Origin of the sequence: Acidihalobacter sp., from assembly GCF_037381185.1 — a bacterium.
GTDB lineage: Bacteria > Pseudomonadota > Gammaproteobacteria > DSM-5130 > Acidihalobacteraceae > Acidihalobacter_A.
In genome coordinates, this window is sequence record NZ_JARRQY010000019.1 from 17119 (window position 1) to 39997 (window position 22879).

The 22879-nt window shown below is 64.3% G+C and carries 21 protein-coding genes and 1 riboswitch; of the genes, 18 read left to right on the forward strand and 3 right to left on the reverse strand.

Annotated features, from left to right (window positions below; translation table 11 throughout):
* Positions 1-11: 11 nt before the first annotated feature.
* Positions 12-1043, reverse strand: coding sequence for a rod shape-determining protein (locus P8014_RS08400; RefSeq protein WP_337816864.1), 1032 nt, complete (start codon positions 1041-1043; stop codon positions 12-14).
* Positions 1044-1249: 206 nt separating this feature from the next.
* Between P8014_RS08400 and gatC the strand changes: the two genes are divergently transcribed.
* The 4 genes from gatC (at position 1250) to hslO (ending at position 5539) form a co-directional block, all read left to right on the forward strand.
* Positions 1250-1537 carry an Asp-tRNA(Asn)/Glu-tRNA(Gln) amidotransferase subunit GatC gene (gene gatC, locus P8014_RS08405; RefSeq protein ID WP_337816865.1) on the forward strand — a complete coding sequence of 96 codons (288 nt, stop codon included), beginning with the start codon at positions 1250-1252 and terminating at the stop codon, positions 1535-1537.
* Between the two features lie 67 nt (positions 1538-1604).
* Positions 1605-3059 carry an Asp-tRNA(Asn)/Glu-tRNA(Gln) amidotransferase subunit GatA gene (gene gatA / locus P8014_RS08410; RefSeq protein WP_337816866.1) on the forward strand — a complete coding sequence of 485 codons (1455 nt, stop codon included), beginning with the start codon at positions 1605-1607 and terminating at the stop codon, positions 3057-3059.
* A 33-nt stretch (positions 3060-3092) separates the two neighbouring features.
* The gene (gene gatB, locus P8014_RS08415) at positions 3093-4529 is read left to right on the forward strand and encodes an Asp-tRNA(Asn)/Glu-tRNA(Gln) amidotransferase subunit GatB (RefSeq protein ID WP_337816867.1); all 1437 of its coding nucleotides are present in this window, start codon (positions 3093-3095) and stop codon (positions 4527-4529) included.
* Between the two features lie 101 nt (positions 4530-4630).
* Positions 4631-5539, forward strand: coding sequence for an Hsp33 family molecular chaperone HslO (gene hslO / locus P8014_RS08420; protein WP_337816868.1), 909 nt, complete (start codon positions 4631-4633; stop codon positions 5537-5539).
* Between the two features lie 74 nt (positions 5540-5613).
* Here the strand turns inward: hslO and P8014_RS08425 are convergent, their stop codons facing one another.
* Complete coding sequence (locus P8014_RS08425; protein WP_337816869.1) at positions 5614-5895, reverse strand: hypothetical protein; 282 nt, start codon at positions 5893-5895, stop codon at positions 5614-5616.
* 201 nt (positions 5896-6096) lie between these two features.
* Positions 6097-6972, reverse strand: a complete 876-nt coding sequence (locus P8014_RS08430; RefSeq protein WP_337816870.1) for a LysR family transcriptional regulator — start codon at positions 6970-6972, stop codon at positions 6097-6099.
* A 115-nt stretch (positions 6973-7087) separates the two neighbouring features.
* Between P8014_RS08430 and P8014_RS08435 the strand changes: the two genes are divergently transcribed.
* The 14 genes from P8014_RS08435 (at position 7088) to nadS (ending at position 22830) form a co-directional block, all read left to right on the forward strand.
* Positions 7088-8407 carry an MATE family efflux transporter gene (locus tag P8014_RS08435; protein ID WP_337816871.1) on the forward strand — a complete coding sequence of 440 codons (1320 nt, stop codon included), beginning with the start codon at positions 7088-7090 and terminating at the stop codon, positions 8405-8407.
* Between the two features lie 136 nt (positions 8408-8543).
* On the forward strand, positions 8544-9935 hold the full coding sequence (locus tag P8014_RS08440; protein WP_337816872.1) for a glycoside hydrolase 100 family protein: 1392 nt from the start codon (positions 8544-8546) through the stop codon (positions 9933-9935).
* An 81-nt stretch (positions 9936-10016) separates the two neighbouring features.
* Positions 10017-11171 carry a homoserine O-acetyltransferase gene (locus P8014_RS08445; protein ID WP_337816873.1) on the forward strand — a complete coding sequence of 385 codons (1155 nt, stop codon included), beginning with the start codon at positions 10017-10019 and terminating at the stop codon, positions 11169-11171.
* A gap of 588 nt (positions 11172-11759) precedes the next feature.
* Positions 11760-12584, forward strand: a complete 825-nt coding sequence (locus tag P8014_RS08450) for an autoinducer binding domain-containing protein (protein ID WP_337816874.1) — start codon at positions 11760-11762, stop codon at positions 12582-12584.
* A 110-nt stretch (positions 12585-12694) separates the two neighbouring features.
* A complete protein-coding gene (locus P8014_RS08455) occupies positions 12695-13588 on the forward strand; it encodes a proline iminopeptidase-family hydrolase (protein ID WP_337816875.1) in 894 nt (297 codons plus the stop codon).
* A gap of 400 nt (positions 13589-13988) precedes the next feature.
* Positions 13989-15692 (forward strand): ABC transporter substrate-binding protein, encoded by a 1704-nt coding sequence (locus P8014_RS08460; RefSeq protein ID WP_337816876.1) that lies wholly within the window; start codon positions 13989-13991, stop codon positions 15690-15692.
* Between the two features lie 6 nt (positions 15693-15698).
* Entirely contained in the window at positions 15699-16745 is a 1047-nt protein-coding gene (locus tag P8014_RS08465; RefSeq protein WP_337816877.1) for an ABC transporter permease, read from the forward strand.
* Between the two features lies 1 nt (position 16746).
* A complete protein-coding gene (locus P8014_RS08470; protein ID WP_337816878.1) occupies positions 16747-17721 on the forward strand; it encodes an ABC transporter permease in 975 nt (324 codons plus the stop codon).
* Entirely contained in the window at positions 17711-18733 is a 1023-nt protein-coding gene (locus P8014_RS08475; RefSeq protein WP_337816879.1) for an ABC transporter ATP-binding protein, read from the forward strand. Before P8014_RS08470 ends, P8014_RS08475 begins: the two co-directional genes overlap by 11 nt.
* Positions 18730-19725, forward strand: coding sequence for a dipeptide ABC transporter ATP-binding protein (locus tag P8014_RS08480; protein ID WP_337816880.1), 996 nt, complete (start codon positions 18730-18732; stop codon positions 19723-19725). The genes P8014_RS08475 and P8014_RS08480 overlap by 4 nt, the downstream gene beginning before the upstream one ends.
* A 170-nt stretch (positions 19726-19895) precedes the next feature.
* A riboswitch (TPP riboswitch) is annotated at positions 19896-20004 on the forward strand.
* Positions 20005-20060: 56 nt separating this feature from the next.
* Positions 20061-21950 (forward strand): phosphomethylpyrimidine synthase ThiC, encoded by a 1890-nt coding sequence (thiC, locus tag P8014_RS08485; protein WP_337816881.1) that lies wholly within the window; start codon positions 20061-20063, stop codon positions 21948-21950.
* A 101-nt stretch (positions 21951-22051) separates the two neighbouring features.
* Positions 22052-22231, forward strand: coding sequence for a hypothetical protein (locus tag P8014_RS08490; RefSeq protein WP_337816882.1), 180 nt, complete (start codon positions 22052-22054; stop codon positions 22229-22231).
* Positions 22225-22518 carry a type II toxin-antitoxin system RelE/ParE family toxin gene (locus P8014_RS08495; protein WP_337816883.1) on the forward strand — a complete coding sequence of 98 codons (294 nt, stop codon included), beginning with the start codon at positions 22225-22227 and terminating at the stop codon, positions 22516-22518. Before P8014_RS08490 ends, P8014_RS08495 begins: the two co-directional genes overlap by 7 nt.
* A gap of 21 nt (positions 22519-22539) precedes the next feature.
* Complete coding sequence (gene nadS / locus P8014_RS08500; protein WP_337816884.1) at positions 22540-22830, forward strand: NadS family protein; 291 nt, start codon at positions 22540-22542, stop codon at positions 22828-22830.
* The last annotated feature ends 49 nt before the right edge of the window (positions 22831-22879 follow it).

Sequence of the window (22879 nt, forward strand, 5' to 3'; positions counted from 1 at the left end):
CCTGGCGCGGCTTATTCCATTGCCAGGAAGTCGGAGCCGTGCTTGTCGATCAGTTCGAGCACCCGGCCACCGCCGCGGGCGACGCAGGTCAGCGGATCGTCGGCGATCACTACCGGCGCGCCGGTTTCTTCCATGATCAGGCGGTCGAGGTCGCGCAGCAGCGCGCCGCCACCGGTCAGCACGATACCGCGCTCGGCCACGTCGGCGCCAAGTTCGGGCGGGGTCTGTTCGAGTGCGGTCTTGACCGCGCCAATGATGCCGAATAGGGGTTCCTGCAGCGCTTCGAGGATCTCGTTGCTGTTGAGAGTGAAACTGCGCGGTACGCCTTCGGCCAGGTTGCGTCCCTTTACCTCGACTTCGCGCAGTTCGCGGCCGGGGTAGGCCGAGCCGATCTCGAACTTGATGCGTTCGGCGGTGGCTTCACCGATCAGCATGCCGTAGTTACGGCGTACGTAGTTGATGATGGCGTCGTCGAACTTGTCGCCGCCGATGCGTACGGAGGCCGAATAGACGATGCCGTTGAGCGACAGCACGGCGACTTCAGAGGTGCCGCCGCCGATGTCTAGCACCATGGCGCCCTTGGGCTCGTCAACCGGCAGGCCGGCGCCGATCGCCGCCGCCATCGGTTCTTCGATCAGGTAGACCTTGCGCGCGCCGGCGCCGGCCACCGATTCGCGAATCGCGCGCCGTTCCACTTGGGTCGCGCCGCAGGGCACGCAGACCACCACGCGCGGACTGGGCCGGAACCAGTGATGCTGATGCACCTTCTTGATGAAGAACTGCAGCATCTTTTCGGTGGTGGTGAAATCGGCGATCACGCCGTCCTTGAGCGGACGGATGGTGGTGATGTTGGCTGGTGTGCGGCCGAGCATCCTCTTCGCCTCGAGGCCGACGGCCTCGACGGATTTCATGCCGCCAGCACGGTCCTGACGAATAGCGACGACCGAGGGCTCGTTCAGAACGAGGCCTTTATCACGCATGTAAATCAGGGTGTTTGCGGTGCCGAGGTCGATCGACAAGTCGTTGGATAGGAAGCCAAGCATGGGCGCGGTTGCTGGAGATCCGAAGTGGGGGGGCAAGAATCGCGGTACTCTAACAACAGGGTGGGTTTTGGGCAAGGCGCGTTTGTGGTAGTTTTTGACGCCCCGGCAACCGTTTGCGCGAACCGCCCGCCGCCAGATCTGGCGCGAGGTGCGAGTCGCACGCTGCGGGGCTGGCAATTCAGCTCAGCACATTAGAGGATTTCCGCATGTCCCTCGGTTCCGACGAGGTCGTCCGCATTGCACACCTGGCCCGCCTGGCGCTTGAGCCAGAGGCAGTCGAGGGCTATGCCCGCGACCTGTCATCCATCCTCGCCTTCGTGGAGCAGCTCGATGCTGCGGACACGGCCGACGTCATGCCCATGGCCCATCCACAGGACGCCAGCCAGCGCCTGCGTCCCGACGAAGTGACCGAACAGAATCAGCGCGAGCGCTTCCAGACGCTGGCGCCGCAGGCCGAGGCCGGCCTGTACCTGGTGCCCAAGGTCATCGAGTAATTCCCGCTGCGTCGCGTCCGCCTTTCCGGCGGCGCAACGAGCCACCGTCTATTCACGGAATACCAATATGCACAACAAGACCATCGCAGAGCTGTCCGCCGCGTTGCGTGCCGGCGAGGTCACCAGCCGCGAACTGACACGGCATTTCCTTGAGCGCATCCGCAGTCTCGACGGCGGACTCAACGCCGTGATCACCGTCACCGAGGAACAGGCTCTGGCTCAGGCCGACGCCGCCGACGCGCGCATCGCCGCCGGCCAGGCCGGACCGCTGACCGGTATCCCGCTGCTGCACAAGGATCTCTTCTGCACCGACGGCGTGCGTACTTCCTGTGGTTCGCGCATGCTGGACAACTTCGTTGCGCCCTACGATGCCGCAGTGGTCGAGCGCCTGCGCGAAGCCGGCATGGTGATGCTGGGCAAGACCAATATGGATGAGTTCGCCATGGGCTCGTCGAACGAAAACAGCTACTACGGCCCGGTACGCAACCCCTGGGACACCGAACGCGTGCCCGGCGGCTCCTCGGGCGGCTCCGCTGCCGTGGTGGCCGCGCGCCTGACACCGGCAGCAACCGGCACCGACACCGGCGGCTCGATCCGCCAGCCGGCTTCGCTGTGCGGCATCACCGGCATCAAGCCCACCTATGGCCGCGTGTCGCGCTGGGGCATGATCGCCTTCGCCTCCAGCCTCGACCAGGGCGGCGCATTCGCCCGCACCGCCGAGGACTGTGCGCTGGTGCTGGGCGCCATGGCCGGCACCGATCCGCGCGACTCCACCAGCATCGAGCGCGAGGTGCCCGACTACGCCGCCGGACTCGACGCCGACCTGAGCGGGCTTCGCATCGGCCTGCCCAAGGAATACTTCGGCGAGGGTCTGGATGCCGGCGTGGCCGCCGCGGTCGAGGCTGCGGTCGAGACCTTCAAGAGTCTGGGCGCCGAGGTCAGGGAGGTCAGCCTGCCCAACACGCATCTGGCCGTGCCGGCCTATTATGTGGTCGCACCGGCGGAGTGCTCGTCCAACCTATCGCGCTTCGACGGCGTGCGTTTCGGCCATCGCTGCGAAAATCCCAAGGATCTGACCGACCTCTACGAGCGTTCGCGCGGCGAAGGCTTCGGCCCCGAGGTGCAGCGGCGCATCATGGTCGGTACCTACGCGCTGTCGGCCGGTTATTACGACGCCTACTACCTCAAGGCGCAGAAGGTGCGTCGCCTGATCAGCGACGATTTCCTCCGCGCCTTCGAAGAAGTCGACCTGATCCTCGGTCCGACCAGCCCGAGCACTGCGTTCCGCCTGGGCGAGAAGGCCGCCGATCCGGTCAGCATGTATCTGTCCGACATCTACACCATCGCGGTGAACCTGGCCGGCCTGCCGGGCATGTCCGTACCGGCCGGTTTCGCCGACGGCCTGCCCGTCGGACTGCAGATCATCGGCAATTACTTCGAGGAGGGGCGCATGCTCAATGCCGCGCACCGCTTCCAACAGGCCACCGACTGGCACACCCGCGCCCCGCACGGCTTCGAGTAAGTCGCAGACATCGAATCATCAGGTAACGACGCTATGGAATGGGAAGTCGTCATCGGGCTGGAAATCCACGCCCAGCTCGCCACCCGCAGCAAAATCTTTTCCGGGGCCTCCACCGCCTACGGCGCCGAGCCCAACACGCAGGCCTGCGCGGTCGATCTCGGCCTACCGGGCGTGCTGCCGGTGCTCAATGCCGAAGCCGTGCGCATGGCCGCCAAGTTCGGCCTGGCGATCGGCGCCGCGGTGGCCGAGCGCTCGGTGTTCGCGCGCAAGAACTATTTCTATCCCGACCTGCCCAAGGGCTACCAGATCTCGCAGTACGAGCTGCCCGTGGTCGGCCTGGGCAGCATCGAGATCGAACTCGATGACGGCGAGACCAAGACCATCGGCGTGACCCGAGCGCACCTCGAAGAGGACGCCGGCAAGTCGCTGCACGAGGATTTTCAGGCTGCCACCGGCATCGACCTCAACCGTGCCGGCACGCCGCTGCTGGAGATCGTTTCCGAACCGGACATGCGTTCGGCCAAGGAAGCGGTCGCCTACATGAAGAAGATCCACACGCTGGTGCGCTACCTCGGCATCTGCGACGGCAACATGCAGGAAGGCTCCTTCCGCTGCGACGCCAACGTATCCGTGCGCCCCAAAGGCAGCCACGAGTTCGGCACCCGCACCGAGACCAAGAACCTCAACTCCTTCCGTTTCGTCGAGCGCGCGATCAACTACGAGATCGAACGTCAGATCGACGTCATCGAGGGCGGCGGTTCGGTGGTGCAGGAAACGCGCCTGTACGACGCCAACAAGGACGAGACGCGCTCCATGCGCTCCAAGGAAGAGGCGAACGACTACCGCTACTTCCCCGACCCGGACCTGTTGCCGCTGGAAATCGATGCCGCCTTCCTGGAAGCCGTGCGCGAGGCCCTGCCCGAACTGCCGGACGAGAAGAAGCATCGCTTCATGACCCATCACGGCCTGTCCGCCTACGACGCCGGCGTGCTCACCACCAGCCGTGAACTGGCCGACTACTACGAGGCGGTGGTCGCGGCCAGCGGCGGACACGCCAAACTCGCCGCCAACTGGGTGATGGGCGATTTCTCCGCCTTCCTCAACAAGGACAACCGCGAGATCGCCGACGCCCCCGTGAACGCCGGGATGCTCGGTGGGCTGCTGCTGCGCATCGAGGACAACACCATCTCCGGCAAGATCGCCAAGGAAGTGTTCGAGGCGATGTGGGCCGGCGAAGGCGATGCCGACGCCGTGATCGAGGCCCGCGGCCTCAAGCAGATTACCGACGCCTCGGCGATCGAGAGCATCATCGACGAGATCATTGCCGCCAACCCGGCACAGCTGGAACAGTACCGCAGCGGCAAGGACAAACTGTTCGGCTTCTTCGTCGGCCAGGCGATGAAAGCCACCCAGGGCAAGGCCAATCCGCAGCAGTTGAATGAACTGCTCAAGCGCAAACTGGCCGGCTGACGGCTGAAACCTCACGGGGCCTGGGGCACAATGTCCCAGGCCCCGCCCCGTATTCTTCGATTCGAGGCGGCGATGCGAAGCCAGCGCACGCCTATTCCACCATGACCGAACGTGACAGCCTGCACCGTTTTCTGATCGAGCGTACCAACGTGCGCGGCGAGTGGATTCACCTCGACGCTACCTGGAAGGCGCTGCTCGAGCGCAACGCTTATCCCGAGGCCGTGCGCGGCTTGCTCGGCGAAGCCCTGGCGGCGACCGTGCTGCTGTCCGCCACGATCAAGTTCAGCGGCTCGCTGACGCTGCAGATACGCGGCGACGGCGCCGTACCCATGCTGGTGACCCAGGCGCAGGTCGGCCGCGCGCGCAGCGGCGAGCCCGAGGGACACGGCCGGCGCACCGTGCGTGGGCTGGCGCATTGGCAAGGCACGCCGGAGGCGGGAAACCTGCCGGCGCTGTGCGGGCGCGGGCATGTCGCGCTCAATATCGATCCGGGTAAGGGAGGTGTGCGTTATCAGGGCATCGTCGCGCTGGAAGGCGAACGCCTGAGCGATGCGCTGCGCGACTACTTCGACCGTTCGGAACAGTTGCCGACTCGCTTGTGGTTGGCCGCGGGAGAGCACGGCGTCGCCGGCCTGCTGCTGCAGGCGCTGCCCGGCGAGGTGCCGGATCCCGACGCCTGGGAGCGCAGCGTCGCTCTGGCCGACACGGTGACCGCGGAAGAACTGCTGGAGTTGTCGGCCGCCCAGTTGCTGCATCGTCTCTATCACGAGGAGGACGTGCGCCTGTTCGAGCGCGAGCCGGTGGGTTTCCACTGTGGTTGCTCGCGTGAACGGGTGGTGGAGATGATCCGCGGTCTGGGGCGGGAGGAAGCCGAGAGCATCGTGGCCGAGCAGGGCGGAATCGGAGTGGATTGCGAGTTCTGCGGGGCGCACTACGGCTTCGATGCGGTCGATGTCGAAGCGATTTTCTCTGCCGAGGGTCAGCCGGCGGTGCCGCGCACGGAGCACTGAGGCGGCATTTGTTGCCGTGACTGCCGGCCGGCAGGGGCGGATCGTCCCGCCGGCCGATGGAGTCCGTGCCGCTGTCAGCCCGGGACCGGAACGGGCCTGAACGTTTCGTCTTCCGAGGCCAATGCGGCCCGCTGGCCGGGCCCGACTCTGCCGAGTACGTATATCCGGCCGCGTTCGGCCAGTCCGTGTACCGATCGCAGTACCTGAGCGTGCTCTACCCCCAGCGTGTGGGCCAGATGCGCCAGCGGCGCCTCGCCGTGGGTTTCCAGCAAGGCCAGCAAAGCGGCGTCCAGCGCCCGTTCGCCCTGTTCCAGGTGGTGGTCCAGAGCCGTCTGCAGCGTGTTTTCGTCGGTCATTGTGTTGCGTCCTCCAGCATGCGCCGCTCAAAGCGCACCGCGCAATGGCGCGAACAAACCCCAGTGCGACGCTTGGTTATTGGATGCTAATGGGGGACCGGGGGATTTGGCTAATTGATGAAGATGATCACGTGATAGACGCTATCGAAGAAGGCCCACCTGGACGCCGAATCGTCTTGGGGTCATTTGTGCAGTCGAGGGTCAGCTTTCGGCTGCATTCCCTCGCCACACCTCCAGCGCCGCTTCCAGATGCCGATTGCGGGGATGTCCGGCGCGCCACAGCAGTCCCATCCGCGCCCCGCCGCCGGGTAGCCGTCGGACGTCGAGGTTCAGCATGGCCCATTGCGAAACCAGCCGATCCGACAGCACCGTAACGCCGACACCTCTGCACAGCAGTTCGCCCAGGGTGACGATTGAATCGGTCTCGACCAGCGGCGCGGCCGCCAGTCCGCTGTCCAGCAAATGGGCGTCGAGCAGCCTGCGCTGCTGCATTTCCGGAGTCAGCAGGCATAGCGGGAAGCGGGTCAGATCGCTCCACTCGGGCTGGTCGGGCAGCTCGAAATGCTCGCGCGCGGCTACCAACGCGGGATATTCCTGATACAGCGGGCGATGCGCGAAACCGGCCATGGCGGGGGAATCGAGGTAGCCGAGCGCCAGGTCGAGGTCGCCGGTTTCCAGGCCCTGTGCGAGTGCACCGGTCGCCAGTTCCCGCACTGTAATGGCGAGGCCAGGATGGGCCCGGCGCAGATGCGGCAGGAAGGCAGTCGCTTCGCCCAGAGCCGAGGGTACGCTGCCGACGCTCAGGCGACCGAAAATGGGGGCGTTGCCATCGAGTTCGCTGCGCAGCGCGTCGAACTCGTTGAGTATCAAGCGCGCGTGCTTGAGCACACGCTCGCCTTCGGCCGTCAGCCCTTCGAAGCGGCGTCCGCGGCGGATCAGCGGTGTGCCCAGTTCCTCCTCGAGCTGCTTGATACGCGCCGACAGCGTCGGCTGGGTGACATGGCAGGCCGCCGCGGCACGTCCGAAATGGCGCTCACGGGCGAGAGCACAGAGGAAGGCAAGCTGGCGATGGTCCATGGCGTCTCCCGGCGAGGAACGTGCATCATCCGGTTAGTGGCCGTTATGGTGCAAGTCGGTCCGCGTTTGCCGGTATGCTGTAGCGCTTCCCCGCCCGTGGCTCCAAGGTATTTCCATGCAGGCTTCCACGCAGAGGCTGGATGGCGCCGTTTGGCGTCTGGCCTGGCCTATCATCCTGTCCAATTTGACCGTTCCGCTGCTCGGACTGGTTGACACTGCCGTGGTCGGCCACCTGCCGGCGCCGCGCTATCTTGCCGCGGTGACGCTGGGCGCGACGCTGCTGAGTTTTCTGTACTGGGGCTTTGGTTTTCTGCGCATGGGCACGACTGGTCTGACCGCGCAGGCGCAAGGCCGGCAGGACGTGGAGACGGTGCGGGCGCTGCTCGGCCAGTCGCTGATCGTGGCCGCCGCGATCGGTCTGGCGCTCATCGTGTTCGGCCATCCGCTGGTGCGGCTCGGCCTGTATCTGCTGGGCGGCAGCGCGGATAGCGCTGCGCTGGCCTCCCAATATGCTCACATCCGCCTGCTGTCCGCGCCCGCGGTGCTGGCGAACTATGCGATCCTCGGCTGGTTCCTGGGCCTCGGCAATGCGCGCGTCACCTTCGTGATCATGGCGCTGACCAACGTGGTCAACATTGCCCTGGACGTGACCTTCGTGCTCGGCCTGGGCATGACTAGCAACGGTGTCGCTGGGGCTTCGGCGATTGCCGACTACACCGCCCTCGGCGTCGGCCTGTGGCTGCTTCGCCGCGAACTGCGCGAGCTGGGCGGCGGTCCTGTCCCGCGCCATCGACTGTGGCGTCTGTCGGCTTACAGCGAGCTGTTCGTGGTCAACCGGCATCTTTTCGTGCGTACGCTGTGCCTGCTGTTCGCTTTTGCGTTTTTTACCGCGCGTGGCGCCGATCTGGGCAACATCGTGCTGGCCGCCAACGCCGTGCTGATGCAGTACGTGATGCTGACCGCCTATGGCCTGGACGGCTTTGCGCAGGCGGCCGAGTCGCTGGTGGGCAAGGCGGCCGGACGCAGGGACTGGACCCTGTTCGCCGCTTCGGTGCGTGCTGCGCTGCGGTTTTCCGTGGTCACCGCCGTGCTCGCCACGGCGGTGTTCGCGGTCGCGGGCCATGTGCTGATCGGCCTGCTCACGGACCTGCCGGCCGTGCGGGCCGTTGCCGGGGCGCATCTCGGCTGGCTGGTGGCGATGCCCGCGCTGACGGTCTGGAGCTACCTGTTCGACGGCGTGTTCGTCGGGGCGACGGCCACGCGCGAGATGCGCGATACCGTGATCGTGTCGCTGGCGCTGTTCCTGCTGGTGTGGTGGGCGAGCCGAGGCTGGGGCAATCAGGGCCTGTGGTTCTCCTTCGCGGTGTTCTCCGCCGCGCGTTCGCTGACCCTCGCGGGCGTGTACCGGCATCATCGGCGCAAGCACTGGCGTTGAGGGCGGGCGTAGCCGCGCCCTGGCTGCGGGGTACGTTTTGAGGCGGGTTTTAGTACACTAAAGCACTCCGAGCCGGGCCGTCCGTGTCCGGCTTGCCAGTCCTACAGGGCCTGTTCCTGCCGACGAGGTTCAAGATTTGAGTGCCGATTTTGCGTTCGCCGATGCGGCGGAGATCCTGCAGTCCGCGCGCGAGCTGCTCGAGGCTTCGCTGTTCTCCTACCAGAACGAGCCGGTCGGCACGCGTGCCGCGCTGAGCGCCGGCGTTGCGGCGGAGAACTACGCCGACTGTTTCATCCGGGATTTCGTGCCTTCGGCGTTGGTGTTCCTGTTCGACGGGCGCAGCGACATCGTGCGGCATTTTTTGCGCGTGGCCCTGCGCCTGCGCGGGCTGCAGGAGGAGATCGAGGGCCACCGCAACCTGCCGCGCGTGATGCCGGCGAGTTTCCGGGTGGAGCGCGAGGCCGACGGCAGCGAGGTGCTGCACGCCGATTTCGGCGACCGCGCCATCGGCCGGGTGGCGCCGGTGGATTCGATGATGTGGTGGGTGCTGATCCTGCAGGCCTACGTCAACATGAGCGGCGACAGCGCGCTGGCCGAGGAGCCGGCCTTCCAGCGCGGCCTGCAGTCCATTCTTTCCGTGCTGCTCTACGACCGATTCGAGGTGTTCCCCACGCTGCTGGTGCCGGACGGCGCCTTCATGATCGACCGCCGCATGGGCGTGTACGGCCATCCGCTGGAAATCCAGGCGCTGTTCTTCGCCACGCTGAATGCGATGCAGGAACTGCTGGTGCCCGACACCGTCACCGGACCGATGCTGGAGCAGGCGGCCAAGCGGCGCGCGCACCTGACCGAATACGTGCGCTCCTTTTACTGGCTCGATCTGCCCCGCCTGAACGAGATCCATCGTTACGAGACCGAGGGCTTCGGCCACGACATCGCCAACCCGCTGAACATCTATCCGGAGAGCATTCCCGAGTGGGTGTCCGACTGGGTGCCGGACGACGCCGGCTATCTGCTGGGCAACCTCGGGCCGGGGCGCATGGATTTTCGCTTCTTCGCGCTCGGCAACCTGCTGTCGGTGGTGTTCGGCCTCTCCACCGACGAGCAGAACACGGCGATCATGAATCTTTTCGATCACCGCTGGTCGGATCTGATCGGGCGCATGCCGGTCAAACTGGTCTATCCGGCGCTGGTCGGCGTGGAGTGGCAACTGCTGACCGGCTCGGACCCCAAGAACACGCCCTGGTCCTACCACAACGGCGGCAACTGGCCAGTATTGTTGTGGCCCTTCGTCGCCGCCGTGCTGCGGGCCGGGCGCCGGGATCTGGCCGTGGGTGCTTTGGACGTGGCGCGCATGCGACTGTACCGCGACGATTGGCCGGAGTACTACGACGGCCGCAGTGGGCGCATGATCGGCCGACGCGCGAACACGCGTCAGGTGTGGACGGCAGCCAGCCTGATTCTGGCCGAGGTGCTGATCGAGCAGCCCGACCGCCTGTCGTTCTGGGACGCAAAGATCCATTTGTGATCCGTCGCCAGTGGCATTTTGAGGGCCGCTGCTGCAGAATGTATTACCCTACTAATATGCTTGGGTATTGGGGTGTACAGCATGCAGACAGCCGCGCGACTTCTATCCAAGCCTTTCCCGGCCCCCCCGCGTGGTTCGCGTTTTCTGCGTCTCGGGCGTCCCTTCGAGCTGTATCGCGGCGGGCGGCTGAGCGACGTCGAGATCGCTTACGAAACCTGGGGGGAACTCAATGCGGCGCGCGACAATGCCGTGCTGTTGTTCACCGGCCTATCGCCCAGCGCGCATGCGGCATCATCGTGCCGCGACTCCTCCCCGGGCTGGTGGGAGTACATGATCGGGCCCGGACGGCCGCTCGATACGCGCCGCTTCCACGTCATTTGTATCAACTCCCTGGGCAGTTGCTTCGGTTCCAGCGGCCCGGCTTCCCCGCATCCGCACGATGGGGAGCCCTACCGCCTGCGCTTTCCGCGCCTGGCGCTGGAGGACGTCGCCAAGGCGGGTATCGAATTGATCGATGCGCTGGGCATAGACCGTCTGGCGGCCGTCGTCGGACCTTCGATGGGCGGCATGAGCGCACTGGCGTTCGCGTTCATGGCCCCCTGGCGCAGCCGCACGCTGGCGCTGCTGTGCTCGAGCGCGACGGCGTCGCCGCATGCCATCGCCATGCACGCACTGCAGCGCGAGATGGTGCTCAGCGATCCCGCCTGGGCGGAGGGTGAATATCCTCTCGAGGCGGGGCCGGTCAACGGCATGCGTCTGGCGCGCAAGCTCGGCCTGTCCTGCTACCGCTCGCCGGGCGAGTGGTTGGAGCGTTTCGGCCGGCGGCGTACCGTTTCGGCCCACGATGCGGACGATGACTTCGGCGCCGAATTCGAGGTCGAGTCCTACCTCGATCACAACGCGGCGAAGTTCGCCACGGGCTTCGATGCGAACTGTTTTCTGTATCTTTCGTGCGCCATGGACGACTTCGATCCCGCCGAACATGCTGACGGCGATTTCTCGGCGGCTTTCGCCTGCCTGCAGATCGAACGCGCGCTGGTCGTCGGCGTGAGCAGCGACACGCTGTTTCCGGTGGCCGAGCAGCGCGATCTGGCGGCCGCGCTCGAACCCGGGTGCGAGAACGGCGTGCATTTCGTCGAACTGGGCTCGATTCAGGGACATGATGCGTTCCTGATCGACGAAGCGCGGTTCGCCCCCGTGATGCGGGGGTTTTTCAGCGGCTTGGCGCCGGCATAGAGGCAGGCTTGCGGCCGTTTGTGTTGCGAGTCCATATGGACGCAGCTACAGCGGCGAATGGGATCTGGCGCTGATGCCGCGTCCGTTGTGAGACAACAGCTTCTTCCTAACCCTACCGTACTCAGCTAGCTCATAGGGCCTGTTCATACAACAGCGTGCCGCACGGTTGTGTGAACAGACTCTGACACGAGACTAGAGGTGCCAGCACCGTGTTGCCCGTGGCCGCGCGGTCATCTCCGCCAACATCGGCAACTCCGCCGTCACCTCCTCCATCGAGGAAGAGGTCGAAAAGGTGAGGCGCTGAGGTGGGCGGTGGAAGCACTGGAGGAGGCTCTAAAGGGGGATGGGAGTTCGTTCCTGGTAATGCCACGATTAAATGGGTAAGCGGGCGATCTGCTACGTTGCGCGCTGCTCGCTCCTGCGCCTATCCGCTTGATCTGTCCCACTCGCCGCACTGCGTGCGCCTTGCAGTTCATCCCGCTTGTTCATTTGGTCGGCGTGTCCCTAGGCAGGGCATGCGGAATCGATGGATGAGTGGTCGGACTACTGAAGGGATATTTCGGGGTGATTTGAGCGTCTTGGGTCAAGTTGGCCGAGTTTGTGCTTTCTTTTCTGGAAGGAATCATTGACCGGGAAGCTACTATGATGTCGAATAACCCTGGTGTTTTTGATGTGTTTTTTGCCGGCTGCCATACGCTGGACGCGTGTCTGGATCACTCGTTTTCCCATGCGACGGAGATCGGCTTCGAGTCACTCCTGTACGACTACTCCCCCATACCGCTCGACCGCTGCGGCATGCTGATCACGCCGGCGGTGTTCGAGCAGCGTAATGTGCCGGTGGATATGCGCCGAGCCTGGTGTGAGGAAGGCTATTATCAGCAAGACCCGGTGCAGCAATGTGCCAGCCGCAGTGTTAGGCCGTTCGTCTGGTCGTACAGTTCGGATTCGCGGTGCGAATTCGGGCTCTATCTGAACGACAGTCATTGCAGGGTTTCGCACTATCTCCACGACATTGGACTGACTACCGGTGCGATCGTCCCCATGCACCTGCCTGGCGGAGGATTCGCCACTCTGACCGGCATTGTGGCGGAGGGCGGCGACGGCAGCGAGTGCGCAATCGCCTCCGTATTGCCCGAGTTTTTCTGGCTTGCATACGCTTTCCAGGCGGCCGCGCAGGATTTCCTGGCCGATGCCGCCGAGTCGCCGGAGCCGCAGGTCGCGCTGACGACACGCGAGCGGGAATGCCTGCAGTTTTCCGCCGGCGGGCTGACCGCCAAACGTATCGCAGACAGGCTCAACCGCTCGGTTGCGACGATCAATCTGCACCTCAATTCCGCCGCGCACAAACTGGGTGCGAGCAACCGGGTGGAAGCCGTGGCCAAAGCGATCAAGTACCAGTTGCTGGACCTGTAGGCCTTTCCGTCCGCTCCGGAGACGAATAGGAAAAACTATAATTTTTTCTAGTTATGCGGCCGTCGGCGCCCCGCTAGGATTTGGATGAATCCCGCTGCGGAGTCGGTTCAATGCATGTCGAAGAAGGGTTTGCGAAATTTCGCGGTTACCAGACCTGGTATCGGATTACGGGCGACATCGGCAAGGGCAAAACGCCTTTGGTCATCCTGCACGGCGGTCCAGGCTGCACGTACGATTACGTCGACAGCTTCAAGGATCTCGCCGACAGCGGGCGGGCGGTCATTCACTATGATCAGATCGGCAACGGAAAATCGACGCATTTGGCGGACATGCCGGCCGAATTTTGGACCGTGGATTTCTTCCTGGCCGAGCTGGAGAACCTGCTGCAGACGCTCGGTGTCGGCGAGGGCTACGCGCTGCTGGGCCAGTCCTGGGGCGGGATGCTCGCCGCTGAACATGCGGTTCGTCGTCCCGGCGGTTTGCGCGCGCTCGTCATCGCCAACTCGCCTGCCTCGATGGCATTGTGGTCGAGCGAGGCGCAGCGCCTGCGCACAGCGCTTCCGCAAAAGGTGCAGGATGCTCTGAAGCGGAACGAGGAGGCCGGCAGTATCGATTCGGTCGAATATCACGACGCCTCGCGCGTGTTCTATGATCGCCACGTCTGCCGGCTTCAGCCGTGGCCGGAAGAAGTCGCCCGGACATTCGCGGCGATGGACGTCGATCCGACCGTCTACCACGCGATGAACGGACCGACCGAATTCCACGTGATCGGCAGCATGAAGGATTGGAGCATCATCGATCGTCTGGATCGCATACAAGTGCCGACCTTGCTGATTTCCGGCCGCCACGACGAGGCGACTCCGGTGACGGTGCAGCCTTATGCCGATCTCATCCCGGACGTGCGCTGGACCATTTTCGAAAATTCCAGCCACATGCCTCATGTCGAGGAGCGAGAGGCGTGCATGCAAACGGTGAGTGATTTTCTGGACGGCGTTGAAGTTTGATCGTCACGGACCGTTTGTCGTCTTCGGAGCATGCATGGGTGCGGGGCGAGGGCCCGTATACGGTTTCTCGGAATTGGATGTGCGGTTCAATATTGAGCAGTGGATGGCCTGTTCGCACGCAATTGGTGCGACGTTAGGTCTGAAAAAACCATTTGATAGCGGGGGTTAAGGGCGTCGGGAAAAGTCGTGCATGCACCGCGTCGCCGTTCTCGGTGTTCAGTCGCGTGTTTGAAATTCCTGACTTGTGAATTGCGGTCGTCTCCGGGACTTCGAGGCGGCCGATATCTCGAGCGAAATCGCTCGCCGATTTCTTGCGCAAACAAACGGACCCGTTTGCGTGGGGTTTGTGTCGCATGTTTTCGATATGCGTTTTCGTCGGACTTATTTGAGGGCTTCTCCTGTGAAAAACATCATCGAATCGAACAAACGCTTCATGACTGCCCTGGTATGTGGTTCGGCAATCGTGCTGTCGCTAGCTTCATCCGTCACTCAGGCGTCCCAGTACTGGACGCCCGAACTCATGGCCAAACACAAAGGCGGCACCTTGGTCCTGGTGGCGCGTTCGGCCGCCGGCACGGTCGACCCGCAGATCAACTACACGCTCCAGTTCTGGCAGATATTCCAGTTCACCTACGATGGCCTAGTCGCGTTCCGCAAGGCGCCCGGAAAGGCCGGCGCGGAACTCGTACCGGATCTGGCCGTGGCGCTGCCCAAGGCCGAGGACGGCGGCAAGACCTACGTCTTCAAGTTGCGCAAGGGCATCAAGTTCTCCAACGGCCAGCCGGTCACGGTCAACGACGTGGTAGCCTCGTTCCAACGCATCTTCAAGGTGTCCAGCCCAACCTCGGGAACGTTCTACAACAACATCGTCGGCGCAGATAAATGCCTGAAGACCCCGGCGACCTGCACCCTGGCAGGCGGCGTAGTCGCCGATGCCGCGGCGGGCACCGTCACCTTCCACCTGACGCAGCCCGATTCGGAATTCTTCGACAAGCTGGCGCTGCCGCATGCCGCCATTCTGCCGGCGTCGACACCCGACAAGGATGTCGGCACCAGGCCGATTCCCGGCACCGGTCCCTACATGATCGCGAGCTACAACCCGAACAAGGAAATGAAGTTCGCGCGTAATCCCTATTTCAAGCAGTGGAGCGTTGATGCGCAGCCTGCCGGATACCCCGATGCGATCGTCTACCGCTTCGGCCTGACCGACGAGGCCGAGGTCACCGCGGTGGAGAACGGCCAGGCCGACTGGATGTTCGACCAGCCGCCGACCGACCGCCTGGGCGAGATCGGTACCCGCTACATGAAGCAGGTCTACGTCAATCCGCTGGAAGCGATGTGGTACGCGCCCATGAACACGCGGCTGGCGCCTTTCAACAACCTCAAGGCCAGGCAGGCGGTGAACTACGCCATCGACCGCCAGGCGGTGGTCAACCTGTTCGGCGGACCCCGCCTGGGCGTGCCGTCCTGTCAGATCCTGCCCCCGGGATTCCCCGGCTACGCGCCCTACTGCCCCTACACCAAGAACCCGGGTGCCAAGTGGAGCGCTCCTGACATGGCCAAGGCCAAACAATTGGTGAAGGAGTCGGGCACGGCAGGCGAGAAGGTCACGCTGATCGTCGAGGACACCGCCGTCGCGCGCGCCATCGGCACCTATCTGCAGGGCGTGCTCAATGAACTCGGTTACAAAGCCAGCGTCAAGGCGATTTCGCCGAACATCGAGTTCACGTATATCCAGAACACCAACAACAAGGTGCAGATCAGCCTGACGCAGTGGTATCAGGACTATCCTGCAGCTTCGGACTTCCTCAACGTGCTGTTTTCCTGCGACGCCTTCCATCCGGGTTCGGACTCGTCGATCAACATCTCCGGTTTCTGTAATCCCAAGATCGATGCGCAGATGCAGCGGGCGATGAAGCTGGCAATCACCGATCCCGCCGCGGCCAATAAACTCTGGACCAAGGTCGACAGGCTGGTCACGGATCAGGCGCCGGTCGCGGTTCTGTTCAATCCGAAGCATGTCGACTTCGTGTCCTCGCGCGTCGGCAACTTCATGTTCAACAGTCAGTTCTACGGGGTCATGTCCCAGGTCTGGGTGAAGTAGGCCGGCATGGGTGAGGTCATGTCCGGCGGGGGCGGCATCGCCCCCGCAGCCTCCTCGCGGCGCAAGAGCCGCGGCCCGTGGGCGACGGCGTGGCGCAAGCTGCGCCGCGACCGAGCCGCGATGGCGGCGGTCGTACTGCTCGCCGTCATCGTCGTCCTCTGCCTGTGCGCTCCGCTGTACGCCGCCTACGTCGCCAAGAGCGATCCGTTCCAGTCCAACCTGAACGGCAGTTTCGTCCTCGACGGCAAGACGGTGGCGGTGATGCAGCCGTCGACAACCGGCCTCGGCCTGGGTGTCACGCCGATCGGTCCGACCTGGCAGTTCGGGCCGTACATGCTCGGAGCCGACAACCAGGGCCGCGACGTCGCCGCCAGGCTGCTCTACGGCGGACTTAACTCGCTGCTGATCGGCACCATGTCGACCCTGATCTGCCTGTTGCTGGCCACGCTGCTAGGCACTTTTTCAGGCTTTTTCGGCGGCGTGGTCGACACCGTCGTCTCACGCCTGCTCGACGTACTGTGGGCGTTTCCGATCTTTTTTCTGGCGATCTCGCTATCCATCGTGCTGATCAACAAGAGCATCAGTCTCGGCCCGATCACGATCAACTCCGGCAGTCTGTGGCTGCCGATACTCATCGTCGGCATCGTCTACGTACCCTATGTGGCGCGGCCGATCCGTGGCCAGGTGCTGTCGCTCAAGCAGAGCGAGTTCGTGCTCGCCTCCATCGGCCTGGGCGTTCCCGCACACCGCATCCTGTTGCGCGACATCCTGCCCAACGTCAGCACCACGATCATCGTCTTCGTGCCGCTGATGATGGCGTTGTGCATCCTCACCGAATCGGCGCTGTCCTTCCTGTCCATCGGCGTGCAGCCGCCGGCGGCCAGCTGGGGCACCATCATCCAGGACGGACAGAACCTGCTGTACACGCGTCCGCTGGTAGCGGTGGCGCCGGGCGTGGCCATCGCGCTGACCGTGCTGGCGCTCAATGTGCTGGGGGACGGCGTGCGCGACGCGCTCGACCCGCGCTCCAAAGTCCGCATCAGGGTGGGCTGAGATGCTAGGCGTCGTTCTGCGCAGACTCGGCCACATGTTCTTCGTGATGCTGGGCATCAGCATCATCGTGTTCCTGATCTTCTTCGCCACGCCGGGCTCCGACCCGGCTTCGCGCATCGCCGGACGCAACGCCTCGCCGGAAACCCTCGCCGCAGTAAGACAGAGCTTCGGCCTGGACAAGCCGCTGCCGGTGCAATACGTGATCCTGATGAAGAAACTGTTCGTCACCCGCGACCTTACTTCCTTCGTCAATCGCGGTCAGGCAGTGATCCCGGAGGTTATGCAGGCGGCGCCGGTCACGCTTTCGCTGGTCACCGGCGCGGCGGTGATATGGATGGTGCTTGGCGTGGGCATAGGCCTGCTCTCGGCCGCCACGCGCGGTAGCGTACTCGACCGCGTGTTGATGGCATTGGGGCTGATAGGAATATCGATGCCGGTGTACTGGGTGGGCGAGATCATGAACCTGCTCTCGCAAAGCCGCCTGCATGACACCGCGCTGTTCTCCTGGGTGCCCGCACTCGGCTACCACGCCTTCGCCAGCGACCCGTTGACCTGGTTCCAGGGGCTGGTCATCCCGTGGATCACTTTGGCCATCATGTATATCGGGCTCTACGGTCGCGTACTGCGGGCGAACCTGATCGAAGCCCTGCAGGAGGATTACATCCGCACGGCTCGCGCCAAGGGCCTCAGCGAGACCCGCGTCTTGCTGCGACACGCGCTGCGCACCTCGATGATCACTCTGATCACGCTGTTCGGGCTGGATTTCGGCGCGTTGGTCGGCGGCGCGGCAGTGCTGACCGAAGTCGTGTTCGGCCTGCCGGGGATCGGCAAGCTGACCTACGACGCGCTGCAGAATCTCGATCTGCCCGTGATCATGGCCACCGTCATCTACGGCTCGTTCTTCGTGGTGATGGCCAATGCCGCGGTCGACCTGCTCTACGTGGTGCTGGACCCGAGGGTGCGACGTGACGACTGATGCCGCCGAGCCGCTGCTGGACGTGCGCGACCTGTGCGTGTCCTTTCATACCGAAGACGGCCTGATTCGCGCCGTCGACGGCGTATCCTTTCACGTCGACCCGAACGAAATCGTCGGCATCGTCGGCGAGTCGGGTTCCGGCAAGTCGCTGTCGGTGATGAGCATCGTGGGGCTGATCAGCGATCCCAACGTGGTGATCGAAGGTTCGGTGCGCTACAAGGGGCGCGAGCTGATCGGCCTGCCGCAGCGGGCGCTGCGCCCGCTGCGCGGCAGGGACATCGCGGTCATCTTCCAGGACCCCATGACGGCGCTGACGCCGGTCTACACCGTCGGTTGGCAGATCGTCGAACAGGTGCGCGCGCACGAGAAGCTCTCGCGCCGGGCGGCACGCCGGCGTGCCGTCGAACTGCTGGACGCTGTCGGCATCCCGCAGCCTGATGCGGCGGTGGACCGCTACCCGCACCAGCTCTCCGGCGGCATGCGCCAGCGCGCCATGATCGCCATGGCGCTGTCCTGCCAACCCTCGCTACTGATCGCCGACGAGCCGACCACCGCGCTGGACGTGACGGTGCAGGCGCAGATCCTGGAGCTTATCCATCGGCTCAAGGACGAGTTCGGCTCGTCCGTGATCCTCATCACCCACGACATGGGCGTGGTCGCCGAGACGGCCGACCGCGTGCTGGTCATGTACGCCGGCCGCGTCGCCGAATACGGCACCACGCGCGAGCTGTTCAGCGAGCCCCTCCATCCCTACACCTGGGGGCTGCACGATTCGATTCCGCCGCTGGAAGGCAACCGACCGACGCGCCTGTCGTCCATCCCCGGCAGTCCTCCGGCGCTTACCGAGCGGCCCGCCGGCTGCGCTTTCGCACCGCGCTGCACCTACCGTTTCGAGGCCTGCGAGCAACTGCCGCCGCTGCGCGGCACGCGCGAACACCAGGCGGCCTGCTTCCTCCCGCCTGGCCGGCGCCGTGCGGCCGACAGACATCAAGACCAGGAGACTTCCGCATGAGCGCCGCCATCGCAGAGATGCCGCTACTCGAGGCGCGGGGGCTAAGCAAGTTTTTCGACGGCGGACGCAGCGGACTGCTGGGGCAAACCCGGCGCCGAGTGACTGCGGTCGACGGCGTTTGGCTGCAAGTCTATCCGGGCGAGACGCTTGGCCTGGTCGGCGAGTCGGGGTGCGGCAAGTCGACGCTTGGCCGTTGCCTGGTACGCCTGCAAGAGCCCAGCGAAGGCGAGCTGTGGTTCGAAGGCAATGAAATAACGCACCAAAGCATGCGTGAGCTGCGGCCGCTGCGGCCGCGGCTGCAGATGGTGTTCCAGGATCCATCCGCATCGTTGAACCCGCGCCGACGCGTCGGCGAGCTGATCGCCGAACCGCTGCGCGTACATACCAGGCAGAGCCGCACGGAAATCGCCGAACGGGTGGGCGAGCTGCTGCGGGTGGTCGGCCTGCAGCCGGACCACTACTACCGTTTTCCGCACGAGTTCTCCGGCGGCCAGCGCCAGCGCATCGGCATCGCCCGCGCCCTGGCCCTGAATCCGCGCCTGGTGGTGGCCGACGAACCCGTATCGGCCCTGGACGTCTCGATCCAGGCCCAGATCGTCAACCTGTTCGCCGATCTGCAGGAACAGTTCGGACTGACCTACGTCTTCATCGCCCACGACCTCAGTGTGGTGCGCCAGGTCTCGACGCGCACGGCGGTCATGTACCTCGGCTCCATCGCCGAGATCGGGCCAACCGAAGAGGTGTATCGCGAACCGGCCCATCCCTACACCCAGGCGCTGATCTCCGCCGTGCCGGTACCCGAGTTGGACAGCGAACGCCGTGAGAAGCGCATCCTGCTCAAGGGCGATCTGCCGAGCCCGATGAATCCGCCGTCCGGCTGCCGCTTCCAGACGCGTTGCCCGCAGGCGCGGGAACTGTGCCGCGAGGAGCGACCGCAGCTAAAGGCGTTTGGCGGCGGGAGGTCGGTGGCGTGTCACTTCCCGTTGGCGTAGTACGCCTCAACGGCCGGAGTCTCTGGAACGCGCCAAACAAAGGTGCTCCCGCGTGGCGTTAGCCACGCAGGAACGCGAACGTCCCCGACGCTGTCGGCAAGCAGATCTTTCCCCCGCCGAAACAAGGCCTTCTTGCAAAGCCTTCCGTACTCAGCTAGCTTCACCATCTAACACGAGGCTAGGGGTGCCCACGCCGCTGTTGACCGCGAGCCGGGCTGAGAAAGACCCTTGGAACCTGAACCGGATAATTCCGGCGGAGGGAAGCTTCGGAACGCCCGCCAGCGGTCCTTCCGACACGCCAACCTTCCGCCGCACCACTAAAGGAAGGAATCCCCATGAGCGCGATCCCGCAGGGTTTTGTCGAGAAGACCAGCAAGCTCTCCGAAGAAGTCACCCGTCCGTTCCCCAACTCGCGCAAGGTCTACGTCCAGGGCTCGCGCGAGGACCTGCGCGTCGGCATGCGCGAAATCGAGCAGACGCCCACGCACACCGACGCCGGCGTCGAGGAGAATCCGCCGATCCCGGTCTACGACACCTCCGGTCCGTACACCGACCCGGAGGCCCGCATCGATCTGATGAAGGGCCTGGCGCCGCTGCGCGCGAGTTGGATCGAGGAGCGCGGCGACACCGTGCAGCTCGACGGCCCGACTTCCGAGTACGGCCGCCGCCGGCAGGACGACGCCGAGCTCGCCAGCCTGCGCTTCGAGCACGTGCGCGCCCCGCGCCGCGCCCGCCCCGGCATGAACGTCTCGCAGATGCACTACGCCCGCCAGGGCATCGTCACCCCCGAGATGGAATACATCGCCATCCGCGAGAACTTGAAGCTGCAGGAGCTGCGCGCCGATCCGCGCTACGCCAAGCTGCTGCGCAGCCATCCCGGCGAGTCCTGGGGCGCCAGCCTGCCCGAGGAGATCACCCCCGAGTTCGTGCGCGAGGAAGTCGCCCGCGGCCGCGCCATCATCCCCGCCAACATCAACCACCCCGAGCTGGAGCCCATGATCATCGGGCGCAACTTCCGGGTGAAGGTCAACACCAACATCGGCAACTCCGCCGTCACCTCCTCCATCGAGGAAGAGGTCGAGAAGATGGTGTGGTCCGCGCGCTGGGGCGGCGACACGCTGATGGATCTGAGCACCGGCAAGAACATCCACGAAACCCGCGAATGGATCCTGCGCAACGCGCCCATGCCCATCGGCACCGTGCCGATGTATCAGGCGCTGGAGAAGGTCAACGGCAAACCCGAGGACCTCACCTGGGAGCTGTTCCGCGACACCCTGATCGAGCAGGCCGAGCAGGGCGTGGACTACTTCACCATCCACGCCGGCGTGCGCCTGCAGTACGTGCCGCTCACCGCCGACCGCGTCACCGGCATCGTCTCGCGCGGCGGCTCGATCATGGCGAAGTGGTGCCTGGCGCATCACCAGGAAAGCTTCCTTTACACCCACTTCGAAGACATCTGCGAGATCATGAAGGCCTACGACGTGTCCTTCTCGCTGGGCGACGGCCTGCGCCCGGGCTGCCTCGCGGACGCCAACGACCGCGCCCAGTTCGCCGAGCTGGAAACCCTTGGCGAGCTGACCAAGATCGCCTGGAAGCACGACGTGCAGGTCATGATCGAAGGCCCCGGGCACGTGCCGCTGCAGAAGGTGAAGGAGAATATCGACAAGGAGCTGGCCGACTGCTACGAGGCGCCGTTCTACACCCTCGGGCCGCTGGTCACCGACATCGCCCCCGGCTACGACCACATCACCTCCGGCATCGGCGCCGCGAACATCGGCTGGTACGGCACCGCCATGCTCTGCTACGTCACGCCCAAGGAGCATTTGGGCCTGCCCAACAAGCAGGACGTGCGCGACGGCATCATCACCTACAAGATCGCCGCCCACGCTTCCGACGTCGCCAAGGGCTTCCCCGGCGCGCAGATGCGCGACAACGCGCTGTCCAAGGCCCGTTTCGAGTTCCGCTGGGAAGACCAGTTCAACCTCGGCCTCGACCCCGAAAAGGCCCGCGAATACCACGACGAGACCATGCCCAAGCAGGCGCACAAGGTCGCGCACTTCTGTTCCATGTGCGGCCCGAACTTCTGTTCAATGAAGATTACGCAGGACGTGCGCGACTACGCCGCCAAGCAGGGGCTCACGGAAGACGAGGCGCTGCGCAAGGGCATGGAAGAGAAGGCGGTCGAGTTCGTGAAGACGGGTGCTGAGATTTATAAAGAGGTCTGATGCTTTTGCATGCAACCATGCGATGGGTAATATCAGCTCATCGCATGGCAGCAGACGAGACCTCGTCGGTATGTGAGTGGATACTCGGGTGGAGGACGATCATGCACGCAGCCAAGCAAGAAGCGTTGGAAGCCATCGGCAAACTGCCGGAGGATGCGGACATGGATGAAATCATGTACCGACTCTATGTGCTGGATAAAATTAGAAAAGGGCAGGAAGCCGCGGAACGAGGCGAGACCGTCACCAGCGCGGAGCTGAAGCAGGAAATCGATTCATGGTGATCTGGTCGTGCCCAGCCCGGGCCGACCTGCGTTCCATTCACGATTTCATTGCCCACGACTCTCCGTATTACGCGAAGAAGGTCGTCCAGGATATCCGTGCGAAGACCGACGTCCTGGAGCAGCTGCCCAAGGCCGGGAAGAAGGTGCCGGAACTCGATGAGGATCGAGTCAGGGAGTTGTCCCTCTATTCATACCGGATCGTCTACGAGATCAAGGAGCAGGGGGTATTCGTGTTGGCCGTGGTCCATAAGCGGCGACAGATGGAGCCTGACGATATTAAAGCGTAGGGCGGGACGAGGAATTCGGACGTGGAGAAGGCATTGTTTGACGAACTGACGGAGAGCTTGAAGGAAGCGGGGAGAATTCGCCGCGGAAGTCAGGCACCTGCGCGCAGTTACGCGTTCGATGCGTTGGACGTAAAGGTTATCCGTGAGCGCACCGGACTTTCACAGGGACGCTTTGCGCTTCTCATGGGCGTAAGCGTCAAGACGTTGCAGAACTGGGAACAGGGCCGGCGACAACCTCAAGGCCCGGCGGAGTCGCTGCTGCGAATCGTGAAGAACGACCCGCAGGGAGCTATGAAAGCCCTGCATGGGTAACGCTATGTTGAAATGCCAAGCGAGAGTCGGGAAGAACGTTTCTTGTATA